The organism is Citrobacter sp. RHBSTW-00599 (assembly GCF_013784065.1).
GTDB lineage: Bacteria > Pseudomonadota > Gammaproteobacteria > Enterobacterales > Enterobacteriaceae > Citrobacter > Citrobacter braakii.
Window position 1 is genome coordinate 2771695 of record NZ_CP056717.1, and the last position, 12091, is coordinate 2783785.

Annotated in this window: 11 protein-coding genes; 10 read left to right on the forward strand and 1 reads right to left on the reverse strand. The window is 44.1% G+C overall.

Annotated features, from left to right (window positions below):
* Window positions 1-85: 85 nt before the first annotated feature.
* Entirely contained in the window at window positions 86-247 is a 162-nt protein-coding gene (locus HV243_RS13525; protein ID WP_016152967.1) for a hypothetical protein, read from the forward strand.
* A 290-nt stretch (window positions 248-537) separates the two neighbouring features.
* Window positions 538-1290, forward strand: a complete 753-nt coding sequence (locus tag HV243_RS13530) for an SDR family oxidoreductase (RefSeq protein WP_053389372.1) — start codon at window positions 538-540, stop codon at window positions 1288-1290.
* Window positions 1291-2207: 917 nt separating this feature from the next.
* On the opposite strand, the gene HV243_RS13540 is transcribed toward HV243_RS13530, so the two are convergent.
* Window positions 2208-3080: a LysR family transcriptional regulator gene (locus HV243_RS13540; protein ID WP_053389368.1), complete on the reverse strand. Its 873-nt coding sequence runs from the start codon at window positions 3078-3080 to the stop codon at window positions 2208-2210.
* A gap of 108 nt (window positions 3081-3188) precedes the next feature.
* Between HV243_RS13540 and HV243_RS13545 the strand changes: the two genes are divergently transcribed.
* The 8 genes from HV243_RS13545 to HV243_RS13580 all read left to right on the forward strand — a co-directional run bounded on the left by HV243_RS13545 (window position 3189) and on the right by HV243_RS13580 (window position 12079).
* Window positions 3189-4379 (forward strand): MFS transporter, encoded by a 1191-nt coding sequence (locus tag HV243_RS13545; RefSeq protein WP_053389367.1) that lies wholly within the window; start codon window positions 3189-3191, stop codon window positions 4377-4379.
* Complete coding sequence (locus HV243_RS13550; protein WP_131350653.1) at window positions 4376-6238, forward strand: FAD/NAD(P)-binding domain-containing protein; 1863 nt, start codon at window positions 4376-4378, stop codon at window positions 6236-6238. Before HV243_RS13545 ends, HV243_RS13550 begins: the two co-directional genes overlap by 4 nt.
* Window positions 6228-7568: a hypothetical protein gene (locus HV243_RS13555; protein ID WP_047417697.1), complete on the forward strand. Its 1341-nt coding sequence runs from the start codon at window positions 6228-6230 to the stop codon at window positions 7566-7568. The genes HV243_RS13550 and HV243_RS13555 overlap by 11 nt, the downstream gene beginning before the upstream one ends.
* Window positions 7569-7582: 14 nt before the next feature.
* The gene (locus tag HV243_RS13560; protein WP_016152960.1) at window positions 7583-7786 is read left to right on the forward strand and encodes a 4-oxalocrotonate tautomerase family protein; all 204 of its coding nucleotides are present in this window, start codon (window positions 7583-7585) and stop codon (window positions 7784-7786) included.
* 146 nt (window positions 7787-7932) lie between these two features.
* Window positions 7933-8562, forward strand: a complete 630-nt coding sequence (locus HV243_RS13565) for a 2OG-Fe dioxygenase family protein (protein ID WP_053389365.1) — start codon at window positions 7933-7935, stop codon at window positions 8560-8562.
* A gap of 8 nt (window positions 8563-8570) precedes the next feature.
* A complete protein-coding gene (locus tag HV243_RS13570) occupies window positions 8571-9803 on the forward strand; it encodes an ATP-grasp domain-containing protein (RefSeq protein ID WP_016156403.1) in 1233 nt (410 codons plus the stop codon).
* 35 nt (window positions 9804-9838) lie between these two features.
* Entirely contained in the window at window positions 9839-10894 is a 1056-nt protein-coding gene (locus HV243_RS13575) for an AbrB family transcriptional regulator (protein ID WP_053389364.1), read from the forward strand.
* Window positions 10895-11716: 822 nt separating this feature from the next.
* The gene (locus tag HV243_RS13580; protein ID WP_032947028.1) at window positions 11717-12079 is read left to right on the forward strand and encodes a RidA family protein; all 363 of its coding nucleotides are present in this window, start codon (window positions 11717-11719) and stop codon (window positions 12077-12079) included.
* Window positions 12080-12091 lie beyond the last annotated feature (12 nt).

Genomic DNA, 12091 nt, shown 5'->3' on the forward strand with positions numbered 1-12091 from the left:
TATTTGTTAAATTAACCGCATTAGCGTTAAATACATTGAGCATTACACAGACGCTATTTATACAATAATGAATGATGGAGTTAAAATGAAGTATGCGTTTGCATTAATGTTGAGTATGGTATTATCAGGTTGTACCGCAAATGATTGGGTGGATGCTGCAAGTGGGATAATGCAGGCAAAAGACCAACATGATAAAGACGCAAGAAACAATCGCATCAAAGAAGCCAACAGGGCTGCAGGCTACTGATATCTAAATGATTAATACATCCCTCTTCTTGTCTTTATAAACAGAAGAGGAATGGTATTTTAAGCAAATTTACTGACTAAATAGCACAATTAAAATTGGTTTACAGCGCATACATATCCTTGCAGAGAATATAATAACCTAACGCTCAGTCCGCTCCGCGCCAGACGCTGGCTTTGCAAGTCCCCTATCCCTATTCCTCATGTAAAAATGGCACTAATTGAAAGATGCCAATCCACCTCCTCATGTATATCTATATCCACACATAGTCATAAAGAAAAGGATGGATGAAGATGCTAAGAGGTAAAAGAGCTGTAATTACGGGTGGAGGCGGAGGATTTGGCCAGGCGCTGTGCGTGTGGCTGGCGCGAGAAGGCGTCGAGGTGGATTTTTGCGCGCGGCGTGCTGATGATATTCAAAAAACTTGCAGTATCATCGCGGCTGAAGGAGGGATTGCAAAAGGATATATCTGTGATTTAACCCAGCCTGAATCCCTTTCGCAGTTTTCTTCACAGTTGTTAACTTCAGACAAGCCCATCGACATTTTAATCCTTAATGCCGCCCAGTGGCTGTCAGGAACGTTAGACGATCAACCAGACGCAGAAATTATCAATACCGTCAGTTCAGGACTGACAGGTGCGATTTTACTGACTCATGCATTGTTGCCTGGGTTAAGACGTTCAGAAAGTGCGGATGTCGTCTCAATAATATCTTCATGTGGGATTCCGAATTTTACGGATTCAATTGCGCATCCCGCTTTTTTTGCCAGCAAACACGGGCTTAGCGGATTCACATCTAAACTGTCACACCAGTTGTCCGAAGAAAATATACGTGTGACCGGGTTGTATCCACCGGATTTCGAACTTACAGGGTTAGATACGTTTGTTGATAGTCAATCCAGAATGGGGGAACGTTTATTAAATGGACGCTCAGTCTGGGAAACAATTCGTTTTGTGCTCGCTCAACCGCGTAGTTGCCATATAGGTAGTATCTACTTTCAAGGTCCAACTCGCGAGAAACTGAGTTCCAGGGGCTGGCGTTGCTAACTCCCCCAAGATAATAATCATTGGAGCTCTTCTCAAGTACAGAGCGTTTAACTGTTTTGTTAAAGCCTGAACAATAGTACTTTTCCCGCTTTCTGGCAGGAAGCTGAAAATGATTAGAATAGTTTGGCTATGAAATGATGAAATCCAAAAGTAATAAAACACATTAGCCCCTGACTTGAGGGATTTTGCGCCTCTATTACCACAAGCGATATGACAAGCGTCGAAAAGTATTACTGCCAGTCTTACTCGTGGCAGTCCTTGGGTCTGTCAGCGTAGCCGTTCCATGCCAAAATCGGTCATAGCTGACCTGGTGGGAGCGAACTTGCAAAATGAAACATTTAAAAAAATATAGAAGTCTAACCCGTCAAACAATCAGATTGATGCTCAAAAGGATCTCAAGCAGATCCTTATGATTTTTCTGATCGTTATGTCCTACCACTCACCATACGGATAGGTTTTACCTTTGATGAAATCACGCATAAAGGGATCGTAGCCGTTAGCCTCGATGTAACTGAAATCAATTTTGTTAGGAACATTTTTGCATATCAACATGTTATTCCCCGTCAGGGTAAATTGCCGTGCAGGATGCTGGAGCACAACAGGATCGCCGTTATCTGGGCATTGAAGTCGATGATGCGTTAGAGATCTCTGAATCGATTGAAGTCTAAGGTTGTCAGGGCTGCAACAGCAGCCCTGTGCCAATGGCAGACTGGCAACGAACGAATCAGAGAGCAGATGCCGTTCTTACTACAAAACAGTGGTCAAATTTCTTGACCAATCCCATGAAAGAAATCTTCAGCAACTCTATTAAATTGCATTAGTCAATCCTGAAACTGAAAGCCTGCATCGATAATAGATCCATATGGAGTATTTACCAGCCCAAAAACCCTAACGGCACAATATGGTTGTGGAATACCTCAGTGGGATGAAACAAAGGAAACAAAGCAATTCAATACCCGGCTAACCTCACGATTTTTAAGCCATATCATCATAGTATTGACATTACCAATGTGAGGAGTAATAGAGTGGCACCGTATGGGGAAGCTCGTTTCATACTGTTTGACGACGCTCTCAGGCAATAATGCAATGCCCATTCCGGCACTTACGCAACCAAGTATTGCCTGAAAAGAACCAAACTCCAGCGGGTCGTCATAATCGACATTTTGTAGCCGTAACCATTGCCCAAGCCGGGAACGATAATTACATCCTTTCACAAAGACGAGCGGCCTTGTCACCTCCAGATCGGCTCCCGTCACGACATCACCATGCTCTGCGGCCGTAACCAGAACCAGGGTTTCCTGACACAGCACCTGCGTTTGTAGCCTTGAATTGTCTACGTGCAACGCCTTGTGGTCAGCGACGAAGGCAATTTCAAGTTCACTATTCTGGATCTGACGAACTAACACATCTGTCGGTGACGTTTTTAAGTTTAATTCTACGGAGGGCATTTCACGGTGGAAGTTTGCCAGCAAAGCAGGAAGTCGGACGGCGGCAGTGGTTTCCATTGCGCCAATGCGCAGAGGGCCAGCCGCTTTCGTTCCCTGTATAGACAACTCGGCTTCGTCTAAAAGCGCGAGGATTTTGTTAGCGTAACGCAGAAGCAGTTCACCTTCAGGGGTGATGTGAAGACGATTCTTCTCGCGAACAAACAACGAAACATCCAGGCTGGACTCCAGTTGCTTGAGCCGCGTCGTGACGTTTGAAGAAACGCAGTGCAGATTACGGGCTGCTGCGGTGATAGAGCCGGTTTCCGCGACGGTTTTAAACAAATTTAATGAGGTACTGTTCATCGTGTCTGTCACTCAAAGTGAAGGTTTTCGTCATTTTTATTAACTTTTTATTATCATTTCTTTATGTAACATAACAATCAAATCTGATTGACATATTGAGCCTGAAAAATGGATCTTGATCACAATGTTATTGGCCATCGCCAGTTGAGCACGGCTGTCTTCGGTATGATTGTTTTAACGCTGGGGATGGGAATTGGTCGGTTTTTATATACTCCGATGCTGCCGGTCATGTTGCATGAAGGCATTTTTAATTTTTCGCAATTATCGTTAATCGCAAGCGCGAATTACGCCGGATACCTGGTTGGCAGCCTCCTGTTCTCGTTTGGTATTTTTGGTGGCCTGAAGAATATCAAAACGATGTTAATTTGTGCTGCATTAGTCACCGGCCTGCTTATTTTTGCGATGGCAGTAGTCACGCCCCCTGATATAGTAATTGTTATTCGATTTATCGCCGGTGTTGCCAGCGCAGGCATGATGATATTCGGGTCGATGCTTATGCTACAGCATACCCATAATCCGTTTGTCATTGCTTCTTTGTTTGCCGGCGTCGGGGTGGGTATTTTTATAGGCAATGAATATGTTATAGCCGGTATCGCATATGCATTAAATTCAAAGCTACTATGGATCGGCGCGTCAATCATTTCAGCTGTACTCTTCATCGCGCTGATTATCTTGCTGCCTGCAAATAAACACGTTCTACCTCCTCAGAAAAAAGCTTCGTCATCCGAGCCGAACATCCAGTGGTGGAATTTAGCATTGTTATATGGACTGGCAGGCTTCGGTTATATCATTGTAGCTACTTATCTCCCTTTAATAGCCCGGGGAGTGGGTAATGAATTTCTGGCCAACCATATCTGGTCTATTGTTGGCCTTGCCGTTATCCCAGGATGCTATGGTTGGTTATGGGCTGCACGCAAGTGGAGCATATTGTCCTGCCTGAGTGTTAACTTAATTGTGCAGGCGAGCTGCGTTGTGATGGCCTCGTTTATCCATTCCCCGCTTTTATTGACCTTGAGTTGTATTGGCTTTGGTGCAACTTTCATGGGAACCAGTTCTCTCGTTATGCCACTCGCGAAAAAGATTTCTGCACCACAGAAAATTAATCTTCTGGGTCTGGTGACGTTAACATATGGCATTGGGCAAATTGCCGGGCCATTAATCGTGAGTGCGTTTCAGAACAATAAAAACGGGATGACTATTTCAATATTATCTGGCGCTTGTGCGTTATTTATCGCAGCAGGGATTAGCTATGTTCAACACAGCAAAGTTAAATACTCTCAAAGTTGGAGCAAAGAATGAAAAAGACAACCGTTGCTATTATAGGAATGGGACCTCGGGGGCTTAGTATTCTGGAAAGGATTTGTGCTCAGCATGCACAACGTAAACAGAATGAACATATTAATATTGTTATCGTTGATAAAAATGCGATGGGTGTAGGTGCGCACAGTTTATCGCAGCCCGACCATTTATTGGTTAACACCGTTGCTTGCCAGATAACATTATTTGGTGATGCAACGGTAAAAAATGCCGGATCTTTCCGTTCAGGGCCATGTTTTCATCAGTGGGCTAATGAGCAGGGCTATAAAAATGTTGATGGCCGTTATTTAAAAGACGTGGCTGGCAAACCAATTGACGCCAACGATTATTTACCTCGTCGATTATTAGGTGAATACTTAAATTGGTTTTATCACGAAATTATCAAAAGTTTGCCTGACAATATCTCGGTTACACAGATAAATCAGCAGGCCAACAACATTCTGATTCAGGACGATGCGAAGTCTATTATTGTCTTGGAAGACAGTCAGCGTGTGGTGGCCGATTACGTCTATTTAACCACTGGTCACAGCGACAACGCCAAAACGTTTGACGATCATCTTGTTGAACGATTTATTGCCAATAATTATAAGAAAAATGAACGCCTGGACTACTATTCGACTCCTTATCCAATAAATAATTTGAATAAAATAACAGCGGAATCAAATGTGATTGTTCAGGGTATTGGTCTGACTGCCTATGATGTCATTTCGCAACTCACTATCGGCAGGGGTGGAAAATTTAGCCGGGAAGAGGGTGAGCTTCGCTATCATCCTTCCGGAAAAGAACCGGGTATTTTTATCTATTCACGTAAGGCTCTACCTTTTAGCAGTCGCGGCGCGAATCAAAAAGGCGTTTCTGGGCAGTACTCCCCACGCTTCTTAACGGCAATGGCTATCAGAGAATTGCGGTTGAAAAATGTGTTTGAGAAAGGATCTTCAAAAATCGATTTTCTTGAACAAGTTTTCCCCTTACTGCATAAAGAAATGTGTTATGCCTATCGTTCAACCCTAAATGGGCAGTGGTTAGATGCTGGCTCTTATGAACCGAGCGCTGAAGACATCGCGGTAATTGACAGTGTGCTTTATCCACATCAATCGCAGGAACATCTGAGTTTAAAGGATTATACTCAATGGTTTATGTATTTCCTGCGTAAAGATCTCCAGGAGTCTGAGGAGGGCAATGTCCATGGCCCGATCAAAGCGGCGACAGACATTATTCGTGATGTCAGGGATATTTTACGAGAAGCGATTGATAATTCAGGGCTTGAATCGCGGTCACATCAGTATTTCCTTGAGCATTTTAATCCTATTTTTAACCGCATTGCCGTTGGCCCGCCGAAGTTAAGAAATGAACAACTATTAGTATTAATGGAAGCGAATGTGGTGAGTCTGGCCGGTGGTAAAGATTCAAGGTTAGTATTGAACGACTGCGAAGGAAAATTCGAAGTTCACTCACCTTTTAAAGAAGAGAGTACTGAGATTCAGGCTGATGTTTTAATCAAGGCGAAAATTGCCAGTTTTTCGCCACTACATGACGCTTCACCGTTAATCAGAAATATGACAGCCAATGGTATTGTTCGTCCATTTATGAATGAGGGGTATCACCCGGGTGGGCTGGATATCGATCAATGCCAGCATCCTATTAATCGCATGGGGGAAGCGCAGACGACTTTTTGGGTGCTGGGCAATCCTGCGGAAGGCGCGAATTTTTACACCTACGTCCTGCCACGTCCGCTGGTTAATTCAAGATTCCTGGTTGATGCAGGCCGTTGTGTCGCAGATATGTATCATCAAATGATGGTGCGGCAGGCTCAGCCAGAGGTAGCGATAAATGCAGACTGAGCAAATCCAGGCCCGTGGCAAGGCGTGGCAATCATTGCAACCTGCGTTAGCGATAACATCATTGCTGGTATTTCTGTTCGCTTGTGCGTTGACGGATAAACATGCGGCGATGTCGGCTATTGCGGGAGTTACCGCCGTGCTCTACTTCGCATCGACATTTGCTTTCTGGTCAAAAAAATCATCCGCCAGAAGTGGTGTGATTATTTTTCTCTGCTCGATGATGTTTCTTCTTGCTACAAACAACCTGAAAGGCATTGTGCTCCCTGCAATTTTTTCGCGATATTTTGATGTGATTTTACTGCTTGTTGGTATTGCCTTATTACGACAAGTCATGGCCTCTCTTAATTTTACAGCTGTTCTGGGAGGATATTTTTCGCGTAGAAAAACATCGAACATGACTTTTGGGGTTACGTTATTGACGGCGTTCTTAACATGGCCAATGAGTCTGGGGGCAATATCATTGCTGCTCGATGGCCTCAAGTCAGTTATTGGGCCAAGATTCAACCTGGCAAAGATTATTACGCGCACCGTATGCATTACGATGGTACTGATGCCAACCACCATCGGCGCTGCTGCCGTTTGGGCGGCAATGCCTGACGTACCGCATCTTAAGGCGATGCTGGTGGGTATCCCTCTCTTTTTATTCAGTATCTTGTTCAACCAAAGCGCAAAAGTGACGGTAATCGCTGAAAACGAGACGGTGACACCCAGCCGTGATGGGATGCGGTATATCCTGCTATGTGTAGGTCTGTTCTGGGGAGTATTCATTTTTTCATTAACGGTACTGAATCTTAATTCACTGCAAAGTATTGCCTTTACAGCAGTCGTGCTCTTTGTTGTCGATCATCTGGTTAAAAAGGATAAACCCTGGGCTGAGCAATTAACTGAATCAGCACAGAATATATCCGGTGAGGTATTGTTGCTTTTAAGCTGTAGTGTGTTGACCTCAGTTTGTTGGCTGCTTTTTTCCCATGTACCTGAGGGTATCACTGCTTATGTTGGCGGGCTGACAACGTTGCAGATCTACGCGATTATTTTGTTCATCGTACCGCTTTTTGGTTTATTAGGTATCCATCCACTGATTATCTTTAGTATCGCATGGTCGATATTTTCTGATTATCTTACGGGAGGGATGGTTGATTATCAGATATGGATTTGCTTATTTATTGCAACTCAGCTTATTTCTCCCGTATCGATCAATGCTATTTTCGCCGCAAACAGTCTGAATGTATCACCCAGTAACACCAGTTTTAAAATGCACTACGGTTATGTTCTATCGTTTAATCTCTTTGCACTTGTTTATCTTGGTGCAATGTCAAAAATTATCTAATAAAAGGAGTTCATATGCCCTACGTAAATATTAAAATTACTAATGAAGGTGCTACCGATCAGCAAAAGAAAAAATTAATGGAGGGAGTGACACAACTATTGGTTGATGTCCTTAATAAAAACCCCAGCACAACCATCGTGGTCATTGATGAAGTGGAGACTGATAACTGGGGAATTGGTGGCGTGCCAGTGACGGAGTTACGTAAAAAAAGCAAGTAGAGTTATTTAAAAAGTAAGGAGCCTGCCTCCTTACTTTTGCCCATAGATTATCAGTATAAAAGAGTCTGCAATATTATTTATTGTTGGATATGCATTTCATATCTTATAAGTAGACTGCTCAAACTACCGTATTAAGGACGTTATCTATGCACGCCTATCATCATATTCGACTGGGGAAGACTTCAGCGAAAGTCAAAAATAGTTTTGATGAATTACTACCCGATCCATGGCTTAAGGCTGAAGATGGTATTTTTCGGTTCAGAAGTTACATGCAGGCCAGGGCCGGACGTGAAAAGTATTTTGATCTGTGCGCAGTGGGTGAGTTTTTTCAAGCGGGAAAACTGAACAATTACGCTGGTGGCATTGCAAGAAAATACCCAGAAATAAAACAAGACGTTGCTGAAGAAGTGATGAATCTGGTGTTTCGTAAGCTTTTGCCATTGCTTCCAGACACGACTTACAATATTGGCATTCATCAAATAAGAATAACGACAGATGACCGAAGGCCTGGATATCCCGCTCCAGAGGGTATTCATAAAGATGGTTTTAAGTACATTGCAATCTATTGCAGCGAAATTGAGAATGTGACTGGTGGAGAAACCACGCTTATTCCTAATCATGATGGGGGCAATGATGCCTCTACGTTCAAACTGCATGCGGGCGATGCAGTAATATTCAATGATGTGAATTATCAGCATTATACCGCGGCAGTGGTTCCTTTGTTGCCAGGAAAAGGTTATCGGGATGTATTTGTCATTACATTTGATATTGAATGAGAAAAACAATGAATATCTTGCTGTGTCCACCAAAAATTATTTTTCAGCACTCACGTGAAGAGTGGCAGTCATTGCAATCAGTGGCCCCGGTTCTGATTGCAACGTGCGCAAGCCAGATCGATAATATTCTTGATCATATGGGGGCAGGTTTTTCTTTCCTTTTTTATGAAAACTTTAATGATAATCCCTTCGTGGAAATGGATATTTACCACTACGCCCAAGACAATAAAGCAACGGGTATCTTTTACCTCGCCGAAATCGATGTTCTGAGGGCCGCGCGAATCAGCGATCGTCTGGGTTTGACACACGACCGTGAAAAAAAGGCCATGTTCTTCCGTGATAAATTTATGATGAAATCGCTTGTTCAGTCTCATCAGTTACCGGTTCCTGCTATGGCACGCGTCGACAGTGCGACTGCGATGGCGCGATTCATTGCCGAACAGGGATATCCCTGCGTCATCAAACCTAATGATGGGCGTGGATCACAGGGCGTGGTGGTTCTTAAAAATGAAGGCCAGCTTTATAAATATCTGGCGCAGGTTAAGCCGCCAGAGTATCACAATCTGCTCATTGAAAAATTTATCGAAGGCGAAGCTTATCAAATTAATGCGTTGTATTTAAAAGGAAAGGCGATATTTGTTTCTGCATCTCGTGCAACCGTCTCCTGCCTGGATTTTCTATCCGGGAAAACATTAGGTCTGGTTATGGAAGATGACACGCCGCTGCATCGTAAACTGATTGCCTACACCAAATATCTTGCTGAAGAGGTTTTTCCAACGGAAGAAAACGCATTGCTTCACCTTGAAGTTTTTGTTGATAAAGATAACAACATTATTTTTGGCGAGCTTGCTTGCCGATTAGGTGGCTGCTTTGTCAATGAAGAATTAGGGGCCGCTTTTGGTCTTGATCCTCGAATGACCTGGCTTAAAGCCAGTTTATGCGAAATCTATCCGCAGGATTTATCGCAAAGACAACCCGTTTTACGGGTTGGCCAATTAAATGTGCCGCCTGCACAGGGCACGCTCCTCTCTATTGCGGAAAAATGTCCATTGCCTTTTGTGGTTAAATATCGGGCAACAGGTGTCGTCGGCCGCCAATATGACGCGATGAAATTAACAAATGGCGAGATCGTGAGTGCTATTGTTCAAGCGGAGTCCAGCCGGGAAATACACGAACGTCTTGATGCATTGACCCAATGGGTTGCTGAAAATACCCTTTGGGTTAACGAAACCGTTCACTGAGTATTTAACACTCCCGGTAGCCAGGAGAAAGGTGTATGAAATTATTGTTAGGTTTTGCTCTTTGTATCCTGGCTGGGTTGGGTTTTACCTATTGCAACGTTCCGTTAGGTATGATGTTTGGCCCCCTTATTACCGTGCTGGTGTTAAAACGTACCGGTCTTTCTGTGCCAGTACTGCCGGGCAGCCTGACGGTGATTCAACTCTCTCTTGGTACGTCAATTGGTCTTTTATTTCGCGATTTTTCTTTTGGGGCGCAAGGAAATATCGCATTTTTACTGGTGTTTTTATTAGTATGCTTATCCCTGCAATTCACCGCATGCTACTTGTGGTGTATTCACCGATTACGCTGGAGTAAGGAAGAGGCGTTATTGGGCGCCGTTCCGGGGGCAATGGCAGCGGTATTAGCGCTAGCGTCCCATGTTAAAACGCCGCCGCAAAAAATTATCATTTCGCACTCGCTACGGCTCATCACATTGACCTTATTTGCCGGATATATTACCGGCGGTGCGCAAACCCATATGGCCATGCCGCCTGTATTGTTTGCAACGACTAATGTGCTCTGGCTATTGGGTATTGTCTTTGCGGGCTATGTGTTGGGCAAATGCCTTGAACGCTTCCACTTTCCTGCGCCCTTTATGATCACGTCGTTGCTTTGTGCAGCACTCCTGCACCCTTTGTCATCTCAGACTGTGTTTTTTCCCGATATTTTCAATCAGTTCAGTATGATCCTGATGGGCATATTACTGGGGCATCATTTTATTGCGTTTACGTTGACTGCATTTTTGCGTCATCTTTGGTCTTCAATACAGCTCATTGCTATTGGACTGGGTGTGACGGTCATGATGGCATTTACAGCGGCGCATCTTCTGGATTATCCATTTTATGTATTGATGCTCTCCTGGGTTCCCGGGAGCGTGGAATCAATGTCCTTTGCGGCACTGGCGCTTAACGCGAATGCGAGTTTTGTGATGGCAAGCCATATTATACGCATGTTGCTCATCCAAACGATCCCTGCAATAGTTATCTACCGCAAAAGAGAGGTTATAGAAGGTAATAGTGCTAAAACCAGTAAGCCGACGAGGCCGCTGTAGGGGGTTATGACCTCCGTTATGAGCATAACGTTCGTTGCGAATTTTATACAGCTCATCATGAACAGCCCGTAGGTGGACAGGGAGATCATTCCGCTGGAGAACGCAAGTGCCATTGCTTTTGGCGAACAAACGTGCGTAGCTGACCACAAAAGCGGTTTTTAACATCTCCTGTTCCATCATCGATTCAGTAGTGATTTCAAACTTGGTCGTACGAAGCCGACGATAAATGTAACTAAGGCTTGTTGTAGTAGGTATTACCTTTATAAGTCTAATCAGACTTTCAATCTCTTTATCGCAACCGCTAATAATCTCCGCCCCTTTCTTCATTATTTGTTCAAAAGGCGCTCTTAGATCAGCTGGTAATTTGCTAAAAAATTCTTCAGAGACGCTCTAATAGTCGTTGCCTTCAAAAACAGGAGGTGGTGACATAGCCATCTGGGTAAACCCTGTGTTGAGAAATTGCACCATTTTCAAACTAACTGGCGGTGTAAGTATCCCTGCAAAACGAATCATTCACTTTTATAGAGCTTCCGACTGACTGCTTTTGTGCTTACGAGACTAACTTCCGCTCCTCGCCCACAACGGACATTCGCTCAGTTAGCTTATCCGTTCAGTACCAGAAACAGACGAGCTTGTCCTTACAGAACTTAAACGCGGGTCAGAACATGTCCCCTCCCGTCAACAAAGCATCTGTCGATGCTCAGCTAGTGGCGATGCATGAAAACCACAAAATCAACAAATGTTTAAAATAATAATTTTGTTTAATTAAAAATAAAGTCATGCTACCGTGCTACTACACTTTCTTTAGGGCAAATCTGACACATGTCTATCGTACGCTACCCCACGACCAAGCCTTTTCCCTTTTCAGACGCCGTGCAGGTGAACGGGTTTGTTTTTCTTTCAGGCCATGTCGCCATGAGCCCCGAAGGTGAACCGTTGTATGGATCTGTCACCCAGCAGACCCGGCATATCATGCACGCCATCCGGGAAACTCTGGCGCGGGCGCATACGACGCTGAACCACATTGTGAAAGTCCAGGTTTGGTTAAGCAGCATGGAGCACTTTAGCGAATTCAATGTTGCTTACAGCGCGTTCTTCCCGGAAGGTTTCCCCGCAAGGAGCGTCGTCACCAGCCACCTTGCATTTGATTTAGACGTCGAAATAGAAGTCCAGGCCGTTGTCTGATGGAGAGAGCAA